Source organism: Streptomyces sp. NPDC041135, assembly GCF_055592085.1.
Genome location: NZ_JBVIYZ010000002.1, coordinates 485778 through 498774, shown reverse-complemented (window position 1 = coordinate 498774; position 12997 = coordinate 485778). Strand labels below are relative to the sequence as shown.

Sequence of the window (12997 nt, the reverse complement as noted above, 5' to 3'; positions counted from 1 at the left end):
GCCACGTGTGCCGGGTTTCAGTCCCGGTGGCGGTCGGGGCGGGGCGGCCGGCGTGGTCCGGTCGGCCGTACGGGGACGCCGGGCGCGTGCCGTGACGTGCCCGGCGGGGCACCCTCGGACATGGGCGTCCTCACCAGGTGCCGCGCGCTCCGGCGCGGCGCCGGGAGGGACTCGGGCCCGCGGACGGATGGGTGGCGGTATGACGGAATCGGATGCGGCGGGGGCCGCGGGACCCGTGCCGGCCATGCGGCGTGTCCTCGCTCCGCTGGCGCTGGCCCAGTTCATCTGCAGTTTCGCGGGCTCGAACATGAACGTGATGATCAACGACATCAGTGCCGACCTGGACACCACGGTGCAGGGCGTGCAGGTGGCGATCACGGTGTTCCTGCTGGTGATGGCCGCGCTGATGATCCCGGGCGGCAAGCTGACCGACAAGTGGGGCCGCAAGCGCTGCCTGATGGTGGGGCTGGTGACGTACGGGGTGGGGGCGCTGGTCAGCGCGGTGGCGCCGGGGCTCGGCGTGCTGATCGTCGGGAACTCCATCCTGGAGGGCGTGGGCACGGCCCTGCTGATCCCGCCGGTCTACATCCTGACCACGCTGCTGTTCACCGACATGGCGTCCCGGGCCCGTGCCTTCGGGGCGATCATGGCGCTCGGGGGCATCGGCGCGGCCGCGGGTCCGCTGATCGGCGGGCTGATCACGAGCGCGATCAGCTGGCGGGCCGCGTTCGTGTTCCAGGCGCTGGTGATCGTGGTGATCGTGCTGCTGAGCCGCGGACTCGACGACCCGCTGCCGCCCGACCCCGGCCGCCCCTTCGACACCGTGGGGGCCGTACTGGTGGCCGCCGGTCTCGTTCTGGTGGTCATGGGCGTACTGGCGGTCGACAACAACGGCTGGCTGGCGCTGGCACTGCTGCTGGCCGGCGCCCTCGTACTGGCCGGCGCCTACGTCTGGGTGCGCGGCCGGGAGCGCGCCGGAAAGGAGGCGCTGCTGTCGACCGTCCTGTTCCGCGACCGGACCTCCAACCTCGGCTTGATCACCCAGAACACCCAGTGGCTGATGCTCATGGGCGTCTCCTTCACCGTGGCCGCCTACCTCCAGGTGGTCCGCGGCTACGACGCGATCCAGACCGGCGTCATCTTCACCGCCGCGACCCTGGGCATCCTCGCCTCGTCACTGGCCGCCGAGAAGCTGGCCCGGCGGCATGCGCAGCGCACACTGATCATGGCCGGTTTCGCGGTGACCATCGCCGGTATGGCCCTGCTCCTCGCCCTGGTCGCCGGCACGCCCAGCGCCTGGGCGTTCGCCCCGGGCCTGCTGCTGATCGGGCTGGGTCTGGGCGTGATGCTCACCCCGTCGGTCAACGTCGTCCAGTCCTGCTTCCCCGAGTCGCGGCAGGGTGAGATCTCGGGGCTGTCGCGCAGCGTCTCCAACCTCGGGTCCTCGCTGGGGACGGCGGTGGCGGGCACGATCCTGGTCGCGGGGCTCAGCAAGGGCGGGTACGCCGCGGCGACGGCGACCCTGGCGGTCATCGGCGTGGTCGGACTGGCCGCCGCGGCACGCTTGCCGCGCGCCCAGGGGCCGCAGGCCGTCGCGGCCGACCCGGCCGACGCGGGGGCTCCGCCCGGGGCGGTGTGACAGCCGGTCGGCCCGGTGGTGTCAGTGGGTCCGCAGTTCGGCGCGGTCGAGTTCCTCGTCGAGGGCGAGCGCCGCGTCGATCAGGGCGAGATGGGTGAAGGCCTGCGGGAAGTTGCCGAGCTGCTCGCCCGAGGGACCGATCTCCTCGGCGAAGAGGCCGACGTGGTTGGCGTAGGTGAGCATCTTGTCGAAGGCGTAGCGGGCCCGGTCGAGACGCCCGGCGCGGGCGAGGGCCTCCACGTAGAGGAAGCTGCACAGGTTGAAGGTGCCCTCCGAGCCCCGCAGGCCGTCGGGGGACGCGGCCGGGTCGTAGCGGTAGACGAGGCTGTCGCTGACGAGTTCGGTGTCCATGGCGTCGAGGGTGGTCAGCCAGTCCGGATCGGTGGGGGTGAGGAACCCGACCTTCGGCATGAGCAGCAGGGACGCGTCGAGGACGTGGGTGTCGTAGTGCTGCACGAACGCGCGGCGCTCGTCGTTCCAGCCGTGCTCGACGATCTGCTGGAACACCGCGTCGCGTGCGCTGCGCCAGCGGGGCAGGTCACCCGGGCGGGAGTGGACGGTGGAGAGCCGCAGGGCGCGGTCGAAGGCGACCCAGGTCATCAGGCGGCTGTAGGTGAAGTTCTGGCGGCCGCCACGGGTCTCCCAGATGCCCTCGTCGGGGCGGTCCCAGTGGTCGGCGAGCCAGTCGATGACGCGGGCGAAGGCCTGCCAGCCGCGGATGCCGCCGATGTCCTCGGACTGGGCGAGGGCGTAGACGGCCTCGCCGTAGATGTCGAGCTGGATCTGGTCGGCGGCGGCGTTGCCCGCCCTGACCGGCGCCGAGCGCCCGTACCCCTCGAGGTGGTCCAGCGCCTCCTCGGTGAGGTGCGGTTGCCCGTCTACGCGGTACATGATCTGCAGCGGCTCGCCGGACGCGGTGCCACCGGCGTCCAGGCGGTCGCGCAGCCACCGGCGGTAGGCGTTGGCCTCGTCGGTGAAGCCGAGGCCGATCAGTGCGCGGACGGACAGTGAGGCGTCCCGGACCCAGGTGTAGCGGTAGTCCCAGTTGCGCTCCCCGCCGATCTGCTCGGGCAGGCCCATGGTGGCGGCGGCCACCGGGGCGCCCGTGGGGGCGTAGGTGAGGAGTTTGAGGGTGATCGCGGAGCGGGTGACCATCTCGTGCCAGCGGCCGCGGTAGCGGGAGGCGCGCAGCCAGTTCCGCCAGAACGCGGTGCACGCCTCGAAGTCGGCGAGGGCCGTGTCCATCGTCGGCCGCGGGCCGCCGGAGTCGGAGTCGGAGTCGTCGCTTGTGAGGACGACCACGGCGCGTTCCCCGGCGTGCAGGGTGAAGCGGGCGGTGACGTCGGAGCCGTCCGGGTGCAGGTCGATCGGCCCGACGGTCTCCAGGCGCAGGTCGGTGCCGGGTCCGCGGAACAGCACCGAACCGTCGTCGAGGTGGCTCAGGTCGTGCGGGGCGCGGCCGTAGTCGAAGCGTGGCCTGCACGACAGTTCGAACGGCAGACTGCCGCGGACCACCCGTGCGGCTCGCACCAGCCGGTGCCGGGCGGACGGCACCGGTGAGGGGTCGGGCGGCATGAAGTCGACGACCTCACCGACTCCGCCCGGAGCCATGAAGCGGGTGATGAGGACGGCGGTGCCGGGCAGGTACAGCTGGCGGACGGTGGCCTCCTCGCCGGCGTCGGCGGCGAGGCGGCAGCGGCCTCCGCGGTCGCTGTCGAGCAGGGAGGCGAACACGCTGGGGCTGTCGAACCTCGGGGTGCACCACCAGTCGACGGTGCCGTCGGCCGAGACCAGGGCCGCGGTCTGGAGGTCACCGATGATGCCGTGGTCCGCGATCGGGGGGTAGTCGTTCACGGCGCAACTCCTCCTCGGTTGCTTCGCGCCGCCCAGGACCCGGAGGTCGTGCCGCGGGCGGGCGGCTTTACGACTGGTCGCTCCCCGTGGCGGGGCGCTGGGGCCGGAAGGGGTGGAGCACGTTGCGGCCCGGCTGGACGACGCCGTAACTGCTCTCCGGGACCTCGTTCCAGGCTCCGGGCAGGTCGCCCAACGGCTCCGACACGACGAGTCGTGTCTCGTCGGAGATGTCCCGCAGGAAGGACACGTCCGGGTGGAGCGCGCGCAGGGTGTCCACCCTGGTGCTGAAGTACAGCGACCGTGAGGCGCCCTCGCTCGAGTAGCGGAAGGCCCACAGCCGTTCCCCGTCGGACACCGCGACGGTCATCTGCAACGGGTGCCGTACACCGTGCCGGTGCCCGGTCTCCTCCACCAGGCCGGCCATGCGCGCCACCGCGCCGGGGGGATCGTCCGACAGCCCGAAGGTGAGGGCGAGGAAGAACATCAGCTCCGAGTCGGTGGAGCCCTCCAGGTCGGCGAAGAGGCCGGGGTCGACGGCGAGGGCGAGGTCACGTCTCAACCGGGGGAACTCGTTGATCACCCCGTTGTGCATCCAGAGCCAGCGGCCGTTGCGGAAGGGGTGACAGTTGGTCTGCTGCACGGCCGTCCCGGTGGTGGCCCGGATGTGGGCGAGGAACAGGCCCGAGCGGACGTGGTGCGCGACCTCCTGGAGGTTGCGGTTGCTCCAGGCCGGGCCGACGTCCCGCAGCACCGCCGGTTCGGGCTTGTCCGGCGCGTACCAGCCCACGCCGAAGCCGTCACCGTTGGTCGTCTCGACTCCCAGGCGGGAGTGCATGCTCTGGTCGATCAGGTTGTGTTCGGGGTCGAACAGGACCTGGCTGAGGAAGATGGGCGTACCCGCGTAGGCGATCCATCGGCACATGCCAGGAGTGTGCCGCGGCCCGGAACCGGCCGGCCTCACACCGTACGGGTGATTCCGCCGGCGCTCCGGTCCCGGGTGCGCACGCGGGAGCGGCCCCCGCGAGGTCCGGCTCCCGGGGCCCGGCTCAGCGCAGCGCACGGCCCGCCACGGCTCCCAGGTGGATGACGACACCGACGGCCACCAGCCATGACAGCACCACCATGACGATGCCGATGGGGCCGTACTTCTGCTCGTTCTCCACGATCGCCGCGGAGAAGTAGTGGGCGGAGAACACGCCGAGGCCGGTCCAGCACACGCTGGTGACCAGGGCCGGGGGGAACAGGACGCGCCACGGCACCGCCCCGGCGAGCAGCACGTACATGCTCCCCCACCAGAAGACGACCGCCCACACGAAGCCGAACACGCTGGGCAGGATCCAACCGTCCACTGTCCTGCCGAACGCGGCCTGTGCCGCGGCGTAGGCGAGCAGGGCGAGAAGCCAGGCGATCCGTGCCCCGACCTTCCACCATCCGCTCGCCGGGGCGTCGAACAGCGCGCCGTACCAGTGCTGGAGGGTGCCGGCCACGGCGAGTGCCCCGAACACCAGCAGGCCGGCGCTGGTCGCGGTGAGGGCGTACGAGCCGGCCGAGGGGGCGAACAGCGAGCCGACCGCCTGTGCCGCCTGCTGGTCCAGTCCGAGCCAGCCGACCAGCACCGCGGCCGCGTCGCGGCCCGCCGCCGCCGTGATGACGATCAGGAACGGGAAGAAGCACAGCAGGGCCAGCGCGGCCAGCTGGAAGGACTGCCCGAAGAAATCGGCCGCCGCGAGCCGGTCCCACAGCCGCCCGGCCGCACTCTCCTCGAAGCGGCGGACCGCGGTGCGCCACCGCTGTTCCGTCCGCCTCCACAGGGCGTCCCGTGGCACGTGAGCTGCCCTCCTGCCGCCGCGCGTGCGATGCGGTGACCGCTGCCGGCCCGTGCCGGCGGACGTGGCCCGGCGCGGGGCCACGGACTGGGGATCAGTGACCGGCGGCGGAACCGGAGCCCGGGTGTGCCGCCGGTCCGGCGCCGCTGAGGACCAGTTCCTTCGCCCTGCGGAACTCGTCGTCGGTGATGTCGCCGCGGGAGCGCATCTCGGAGAGCTTGCGCAGTTCGTCGGCGCTGCCGCCGCCGGCGCCGCCCCCTTGCGCGGTCTCCCGGACGTAGGAGTCGAAGGCCTCCTGCCGGGCACGCGCCTGCGCCACCTCCCGCTTGCCCATGCCCTTGCCCCGGGCGATCAGGTAGACGAAGATCCCCAGGAACGGCAGCACGATGACGAAGATCGTCCAGCCGGCCTTGGCCCAGCCGTTCAGGTCGTCGTCGCGGAAGATGTCCGCGATGACCCGGAACAGCAGGACGAGCCACAGGATCCAGACGAAGAACACCAGCATGGTCCAGAAGACGTTCAGCAGGGGGTAGTCGGACGCCAGGTAGGTCTGCGCTGCCATGTCTCACCTCTGTCTGCGGCCGGGCCCCTGTCTGTGCGGAACCCCGGCGTCGCTCGTGCGACCGCTCCGGTCGCCGTCGTCGTCAGCGTGCCCCGGCGAGGATGCCGCGTCGTCACCCGGTACGGGTGATCGTGCGCGGCCCGGACCCAGCTCGTGAGCCAAGCGCGTCAGTGCGTCAGTGCGTCAGTGCGTCAGTGCGTCAGGACGATCTTGAAGACGATGATCACCAGTCCGAGCAGCAGATTGATCGCGGCCGTGCCCGCCACCATGCGCCGCGAGGCCCCGGCCCGTAGCGCGCCGACCGCGGACCAGCCGACCTGGCCGGCCACCGCCACGGACAGGGCCGCCCAGCCGGCGCCCTCGGGGCCCAGACCGAGCAGCGGGCTCACGGCGACGACGAGTGCCGGCGGGACGGCCGCCTCCACGATCGGCCACTCCTCGCGGCAGACCCGCAGGACGGTCGCCCGGTCCAGCGACTGCTGCGCGAGGCGGGCCCCGAACAGCTGGGCGTGCACATGTCCCACCCAGAAGACCAGACCGGTGAGGAGCAGCAGGAGCACCATCTGCACGCGGGGGAGCTCCTCCAGGCCGGCGGCACCGATCACCACCGACGCGGCCAGCATCGATCCGTAGACGGCGCCCGTGTAGTCGGCGTGGCCGCGACGACCGGTACCGCGTTCCCGGACCGTGGTGCGATCGCTCCAGAACATCGGTGTGGCCCCTCCGTGCAGGCTTCCTGGCGCCGCCATGGACCTCTCCATCCCAGCGGAGCCGGCCGGAGCGCGCCTCACCCGTCACGGACGAGGCGGCCGGCCGGCGGTGCGGGCCGGAGGCGCCGGAGGAGGTCACTCAGGCCGTGGCGCCGGGGCCGGGCGGAAGGTGGACGGTCATGATCAGCCGGCAGGGCTCGTCGCCGGCGCCGCGGTAGGTGTGCGGGGCGTCGGCGCCGAAGGCGGCGGTCTGCCCGGCGTCCAGGGGATGCTCGGTGCCGTCGACGACCAGCACCATCCGGCCGGCGGTGACACTAACGGTCTCCGCCACGCCCGCCTGGTGGGGGTGGCTGGGGTACTCCTCACCCGATTGCAGCGTCCAGCGCCAGACCTCCGCCGCCCTGGAGGCGCTGGAGCGGCAGCTGGCCGACGGGAGCTGGCAGCCCGCCGACGAGAGCGACCCGCGCATCGAGGCGTGGCACACCGCCTACCGCTCCTTCGGCACCAACCCCCGGCGCATCCGCACCGGCGTCGACGCGCTCGGCCGCCGGGTGACCAAGAAGGGCAGCCTGCCGCGCATCAACCCGGCCGTCGACTGCTACAACGCCGTCTCCGTCCGCCACGGCCTGCCCGCCGGAGCCTTCGACCTGTCCCACGTCACCGGTGACGTCGTCATCCGCCACGCCGACGGCGACGAGTCCTTCACCCCGCTCGGCGAACCCGGCACCGTCGAGCACCCCGGGCCCGGCGAGATCATCTACGCGGACGCCACCGGTGTCCTCACCCGTCACTGGAACCACCGCGACGCCCACCGCACCCGCGTCACGGAGGACTCCACCGACGTCGCCTTCCTCCTGGAGACCCTCCACGCAACCCGCGACGGGCACCTCCTGGAGACCGCCGCGCACGAGCTGCGGGCCTTCCTCGCGCCGCACGCCGGCCGCAGCGCCGTGCACTACCTCGACCCGGCCCAGCCGCAGGTCACGATCGCCGGCGCCGGTGAAACGCGCGTCACGGGGTAAACGTGAGCCGACCGCACCACCGCGTTTCCCTCGGGGGCCGAAAAATGACCGACGAAGCATATCTGGTACTGCTCGACGACGACGCGGCGCTCGGTGTGCCGCCGGCCGCCGTGGGTGAGCCGGTGTACATGGACAGCCCGGCCGTCCTCGCCTGGCTGAGCGCCCAGGACGTCACCGCGACGAGCCCCCGGCTGCGCCTGCTGCCTCCGGAGCACACCTCCGCCATTCCCGAGAACGCCGAGCGGCTGCCCATCCCGCTCAGCGACGAGGAACTGAACCGGCTGCGCCAGCAGACGGCGCCCGAGCCCAGCGCGACGGTGGAGGCCGAGCTGCTGGCCTACCGCTCCTGCACGGACGGCCGTGACGTCCTGCTCCAGCGGGCGCTGGCCGCCGGTGTCCCCGCCCACCGGATCGCGGAACTCACGGGCGAGGACCTGACGGTCGTCCAGGCAGCGGCGCGCTGACCCCACCGGCGACCGGCAGCCGGCGACCGGGACCTACGGGCGGAGCACGATCTTGCCGTGGGTGTGCCCCGCCTCCAGCTCGCGGAAGGCGTCCCGCACCCGCTCCAACGGGTAGGTGCGGGCCACCGGCACCTCCAGCTCCCCGCGGGCGGCGAGCCGGGCCAGCTCGCCGAGCACGACCGCGCAGGCCGCCGAGCCCTCCCCGTAGGTCCGCGCACCGATCTCGGCCGCGGCCTGCCAGTCACGGATGGTGTTGATCCGCTCGGGCCGCACGCCCAGCTCCACCGCCAGCGCCACGTAGCCGTCGCCGAACGTGTCGATGAACGCGTCGACGCTCCCACCGGCGGCCTGCCGGACCCGCTCGGCCACGCCCGGCCCGTACGCGACCGGTACGACGCCCCGGTCCGTCAGCCAGGCGTGGTTCCGCTCGCTCGCCAGCCCGATCACCCTGGCGCCGCGCCGCCGCGCGAGCTGCACCGCGAGGGAGCCGACGCCGCCCGCCGCTCCGGACACCACGACCGTGTCGGCCGGTCCGGGGTCCACCGCGAACACGGCGGCGTAGGCGGTCGTGCCGGCCACGTACAGCGACCCGGCCACGTCCCAGGACAGCTCCGGCGGACGGAAGACCACGTTCACGTCATCGACCACGACGAACTCGGCGTGGCTCGCCCGGTTGTGGGTGAAGCCCAGGACCTCGTCGCCCACCGCGACTCCGCGCACCTGCGGGCCCGACTCCACGACGACACCGGCCAGGTCGCTGCCCTGCCCGCTGGGGAACACCGCCGGCCAGCGTCCGTGCCGCGCTCCCCTGCGGATCATCACCTCGCCCGGCTGGATCCCGGCCGCGCGGACCTCGACCAGCACCTGCCCCGGGCCGGGCACCGGGCGCGGCACCTGCTCCACCCGCAGCACGTCGATCTCGCCGTACTCGTGGAACCGCACTGCCCTCATCACGTGATCACCGCATCTCGTCGTCCGAACAGGCCCCGGGCACCCGGGGCCCGTACCATCCGCGCCAGTCGAAGCCGATCCGGTGCCGGCCGGGCCTTGGCCTCTCGTGTGGATCAGGCCGGGCTCTACCTCTTCTTCCAGAGGGTGAGCCTGGTGGCGTAGTCGGGGAGGTCGCCGACGCCCGTGGAGATGCCGGTGACCTTCAGCATGGCCAGGGCGCCCTCGGTGGTCTCGGTGCACAGCACGGTGCCGACCGGGACCGTCGAGCGCAGGTCGCGGGCCTCGATCCGGGTGGGCAGCACGTCGCCCTGGGCGCCCTCGAGGCACTGCTCGGGTGTCGTGCCCGCGCTCTTTCCCCAGGGGGTCAGGAAGCGCCAGCGTCCGTCCGAGATCTCGTCCAGCTCGATCTCGTTGCCCGAGGTGATCTCCTGCTCGCCGTGGACCTTGGGGATGTCCAGGTCGGCCTGGACGACGGCGATGTCACCCGGGGAGCGCAGGGTGAAGGTCCGGTCCGTGAAGACCGCGGTGTAGCCGGAGTCCTCGGAGGTGGTGGGCGAAGGGCTCTTGGTGACGGCGGAGTGGGTGGACGGCGTCGGGTGCCTGTCGTCGCCGCCGGAGCCCTCCGACGAGAAGCCGCCCGCCTTCGCGATCGTCCACGTCACCACCACCGCGAGGACGACGACCGCGGCGGCGCCCGCGACGACGAGCCCGGTGCGCGAACGACCCTGCGCGGCCGTGGCCGGCGGGGCGTACGGCGGGGGGACCGGGGCCGCGGTCGGGGTGCCGGCGAAGGACGGTCCGTGCGGCGGTGGCGGACCGGCCGGGGTGAACCCTCCGGGACCGGGGGCTGCGTGCGGGCCGCCGGACGGCTGGCCGGTGGCGCCGGAACGGCCCGGGGTGCCGGAGTCGGTGACGGTCGGCTCCGGGGCCGGTGCGAGGGCGGTCCGCTCGCGCTCGGCGATGGCGTCGGTCAGGGGGCCGGGAAGCCAGCCCGTGAAGTCGTGCAGGGGCCGTCCCGCGGCCTGTGCGCACCGCGCGGCCAGTTCAGCCGTGCCGATGCGCCGGGCCGGGTCCGCGGCCAGGCAGCGTTCCAGGAGCCCGCGCAGCAGTTCGTCGTAGTCGTCCAGCCGGGGCGGGCGGGCGGCGGTGTTGGCGATCTGCGCGGCGAGGGTCAGGGCGCCGCCACCGCCGTACGGGTGACGGCCGGTGGCGGCGACCGCGGCGATCAGGCCGAGCGAGAACACGTCCGTGGCCGGTCCGACCGGCTCGCCGAGGGCGTGCTCGGGGGACATGTACTGCGGGGTGCCGATCACTCCCCCGGTCAGGGTCAGCTGGGTGCCGTCGGCGGCGCGGGCGATGCCGAAGTCGATGACGTACGGGCCCTGGGCGCCGAGCAGGATGTTGCTGGGCTTGAGGTCGCGGTGCGTGAGGCCCGCGGAGTGGATCGCGGTCAGCGCCTCGGCGGTGCAGCCGACGAGTTGCAGGACGGCGGGCAGCGGCAGCGGGCCGTGGGTGGCGAGGGCCTCGTGCAGGGACAGCCCGGGGATGAAGACCGAGGCCATCCACGGCTGTTCACCGGTGGTGTCGTGGTCCACGACCGGCACGACGTGGTAGCCCTGCACCCGGCGGGCCGCCTGGACCTCCTGCTCGAACCGCCGGCGGAAGCCGGGGTCGCCGCCGAACTCACGCCGGATCACCTTCAGCGCGACCGGCTGCCCGCCCCGGGTGCGGGAGAGGTAGACGGTGCCCATCCCGCCCTCCCCCACCCGGGACAGCAGCCGGTATCCGGCGATCTCCCGCGGGTCCTCCGCCCGCAGCCGTCCAGCCCCCGCGTCCGCCGCCATACCGCCCACTCCCCCGGTCTTGATCACTTCTCTCCGAGCGTAGCAAGGGCGCGCCGGCCCCGCTCATGCTTACAAGTTGCTGACGGGCGGCGGCAGTTGGGGCGCCGCTTCGGACCGGGTACGCCCGCCCGCGAGCCGGGGCCGCGCGGGGCGGCCGTACCGTCAGGCGTCGGTGCGCAGCAGGCGGCAGGCGGCTCCCGCGAGGGCGAGCGCGGTCCAGCCGAGGAGGACCAGGAGTCCCGCGGCGGGCGACAGGGCCGTGGAGTCGTGCGTCAGCGCGAACATCGACTCGCCGGCGTTGCTGGGCAGGTACTTCGTGATGCCGTCCTGCCAGGAGGCGGGCAGCAGGGAGGCCAGGCCGGGCACCAGCATCAGCGTGGCGACCAGGACGGCGATGCCCCCGGCGACCGAGCGCAGCAGCGCGCCCAGGGCGACGCCGAGCACACCGACCAGGCCGAGGTAGACGCCGGCGCCCAGCAGGCCGCGTACGACGCCCGGGTGGGACACCGCCAGGGCCGCGGGCGTGCCGGACACCACGTGGCTGCCGACCGGGAAGGCGACGAACACGCCGGCGGTGCCCACGACCAGCGCGACCACGCCGTACACGGCCGCCTTCGACCAGAGCACCGGCAGCCGGCGCGGCACCGCCGCGAGCGTGGAGCGGATCATGCCGGTGGAGTACTCCCCCGCGGTGACCAGGACGCCCAGGACGCCGAGGGCGAGTTGCGCGAAGGTGGCGCCGAAGACGGACAGGCTCAGTGCGGTGGCGCCGGCGGCCTCGGGACGCAGCCGGCCCGAGGCGGACGCGGACCGGTAGTGCACGCAGGCGATCACGCCGAAGCCCACCAGGAACAGCAGGCCCAGGCCGAGGGTGATCCAGGTGGAGCGCAGGGACCACAGCTTGGCCCACTCCGAGCGCAGCACCCGGCCCGCGGTGACCCGGTACGGCGGACGCGGCTGCCGGGCGGGCGCGGGGGCGGGCGCGGGGCCGCTCTCGCTCAGGGTCGTCGTGCTCATGCCGCACTCCGGGTGGTCTCGACGGTGGTGGCGCCGTGGTACTCGACGGCGTCGCTGGTCAGGTCCATGAACGCCTGTTCCAGGGAGACGGCTCTGGAGCTGAGTTCGGACAGGGCGATGCCGTGTTCGGCGGCCTTCAGACCGATGGCGCGGGCCGTCAGGCCGGTCACCCGCAGCTGCTCCGAACCGGCCGAGCCGGTGATCTCGACGCCGGGCCCGGCCAGCACCTCGCGCAGCCGGGCCGCCTGGTCGGAGGCGACCGTCACGCTGTCGCCGCCGCCCCGGCGGACCAGCTCCTGAACGGTGGTGTCGGCCAGCAGCCGTCCCCGTCCGACGATGATGAGGTGGTCGGCGACCAGGGCCATCTCGCTCATCAGGTGGGAGGAGACGAAGACGGTGCGTCCCTCGGACGCCAGCCGGGTGAGCAGGTTGCGGATCCACAGCACGCCCTCGGGGTCCAGCCCGTTGACCGGCTCGTCCAGCATGAGGGTGGCGGGGTCGCCCAGCAGCGCCGCGGCGATGCCCAGGCGCTGCCCCATGCCCAGGGAGAAGGCTCCGGCGCGCTGTCCGGCCACGGACTGCAGCCCGGTCAGCTCCACGACCTCCTCGACGCGGCGGCGCGGGATGCCGTGGGTGTGGGCCTGCGCCATCAGATGGCCGAAAGCGGAGCGGCCCGGGTGGACCGACCTGGCCTCCAGCAGGGCGCCGACCTCCTGGAGGGGCGCGCGGTGCTCGGCGTACCGCTTGCCGTTCACGGTGACGGAGCCGCCGGTGGGCGCGTCCAGGCCGACGATCATGCGCATGGTGGTGGACTTGCCCGCGCCGTTCGGGCCCAGGAAGCCGGTGACGGTGCCCGGCTTCACGACGAAGTCGAGCCGGTCGACGGCCGTCTTCTCCCCGTAGCGCTTCGTCAGCTGATGTGCCTCGATCATCGCCGCTCCCTCGCGTGACTCGGTCCGGTTCTCGCGATTGCCGTCCCTGCAACGCTAAGAGCCTGAGCACCGGAGAACCGCGGTACGCCGGTGGGCCGTCGCACCCGGGCGGCGGTGTCGTGACCGCACGTGAACCCGTCCGCACCGCGGCCGCCTGCGGGATCGTCACCCGTCGG

12 protein-coding genes and 1 pseudogene are annotated in these 12997 nt (G+C 73.3%); 3 read left to right on the top strand and 10 right to left on the bottom strand.

Annotation, left to right across the window (positions count from 1 at the left end; genetic code table 11):
* The first annotated feature begins 199 nt into the window (after positions 1 to 199).
* Positions 200 to 1639: an MFS transporter gene (locus tag ACZ6CZ_RS06480; RefSeq protein WP_469015608.1), complete on the top strand. Its 1440-nt coding sequence runs from the start codon at positions 200 to 202 to the stop codon at positions 1637 to 1639.
* A gap of 21 nt (positions 1640 to 1660) precedes the next feature.
* On the opposite strand, the gene ACZ6CZ_RS06475 is transcribed toward ACZ6CZ_RS06480, so the two are convergent.
* From ACZ6CZ_RS06475 to ACZ6CZ_RS06450, 6 genes and pseudogenes are all read right to left on the bottom strand, one after another.
* The gene (locus ACZ6CZ_RS06475; protein ID WP_469015605.1) at positions 1661 to 3493 is read right to left on the bottom strand and encodes a glycoside hydrolase family 15 protein; all 1833 of its coding nucleotides are present in this window, start codon (positions 3491 to 3493) and stop codon (positions 1661 to 1663) included.
* 67 nt (positions 3494 to 3560) lie between these two features.
* A complete protein-coding gene (locus ACZ6CZ_RS06470; protein ID WP_469015602.1) occupies positions 3561 to 4415 on the bottom strand; it encodes a class II glutamine amidotransferase in 855 nt (284 codons plus the stop codon).
* Between the two features lie 124 nt (positions 4416 to 4539).
* Positions 4540 to 5319 carry a ribonuclease BN gene (locus tag ACZ6CZ_RS06465; RefSeq protein ID WP_469015599.1) on the bottom strand — a complete coding sequence of 260 codons (780 nt, stop codon included), beginning with the start codon at positions 5317 to 5319 and terminating at the stop codon, positions 4540 to 4542.
* Positions 5320 to 5413: 94 nt separating this feature from the next.
* The gene (locus tag ACZ6CZ_RS06460) at positions 5414 to 5881 is read right to left on the bottom strand and encodes an SHOCT domain-containing protein (RefSeq protein WP_469015597.1); all 468 of its coding nucleotides are present in this window, start codon (positions 5879 to 5881) and stop codon (positions 5414 to 5416) included.
* Positions 5882 to 6072: 191 nt separating this feature from the next.
* Positions 6073 to 6591, bottom strand: a complete 519-nt coding sequence (locus ACZ6CZ_RS06455) for a hypothetical protein (RefSeq protein WP_469015594.1) — start codon at positions 6589 to 6591, stop codon at positions 6073 to 6075.
* A gap of 139 nt (positions 6592 to 6730) precedes the next feature.
* Positions 6731 to 6988 (bottom strand): annotated as a pseudogene (locus ACZ6CZ_RS06450) (cupin domain-containing protein); the annotation flags it as partial.
* On the opposite strand from ACZ6CZ_RS06450, the gene ACZ6CZ_RS06445 reads away from it, so the two are divergent.
* Both ACZ6CZ_RS06445 and ACZ6CZ_RS06440 read left to right on the top strand, forming a co-directional pair.
* The gene (locus ACZ6CZ_RS06445) at positions 6942 to 7613 is read left to right on the top strand and encodes a B3/B4 domain-containing protein (RefSeq protein WP_469016575.1); all 672 of its coding nucleotides are present in this window, start codon (positions 6942 to 6944) and stop codon (positions 7611 to 7613) included. The pseudogene ACZ6CZ_RS06450 and the gene ACZ6CZ_RS06445 sit on opposite strands and share 47 nt — an antisense overlap.
* Before the next feature lie 44 nt (positions 7614 to 7657).
* Positions 7658 to 8077, top strand: a complete 420-nt coding sequence (locus ACZ6CZ_RS06440; RefSeq protein WP_469015592.1) for a DUF6003 family protein — start codon at positions 7658 to 7660, stop codon at positions 8075 to 8077.
* A 33-nt stretch (positions 8078 to 8110) separates the two neighbouring features.
* On the opposite strand, the gene ACZ6CZ_RS06435 is transcribed toward ACZ6CZ_RS06440, so the two are convergent.
* The 4 genes from ACZ6CZ_RS06435 to ACZ6CZ_RS06420 form a co-directional block, all read right to left on the bottom strand.
* On the bottom strand, positions 8111 to 9028 hold the full coding sequence (locus ACZ6CZ_RS06435; RefSeq protein ID WP_469015589.1) for an NADP-dependent oxidoreductase: 918 nt from the start codon (positions 9026 to 9028) through the stop codon (positions 8111 to 8113).
* Between the two features lie 125 nt (positions 9029 to 9153).
* Positions 9154 to 10899 carry a serine/threonine-protein kinase gene (locus ACZ6CZ_RS06430; RefSeq protein WP_469015586.1) on the bottom strand — a complete coding sequence of 582 codons (1746 nt, stop codon included), beginning with the start codon at positions 10897 to 10899 and terminating at the stop codon, positions 9154 to 9156.
* Between the two features lie 135 nt (positions 10900 to 11034).
* Complete coding sequence (locus ACZ6CZ_RS06425; protein ID WP_469015583.1) at positions 11035 to 11889, bottom strand: ABC transporter permease; 855 nt, start codon at positions 11887 to 11889, stop codon at positions 11035 to 11037.
* On the bottom strand, positions 11886 to 12821 hold the full coding sequence (locus ACZ6CZ_RS06420) for an ABC transporter ATP-binding protein (protein WP_469015580.1): 936 nt from the start codon (positions 12819 to 12821) through the stop codon (positions 11886 to 11888). The genes ACZ6CZ_RS06425 and ACZ6CZ_RS06420 overlap by 4 nt, the downstream gene beginning before the upstream one ends.
* Positions 12822 to 12997 lie beyond the last annotated feature (176 nt).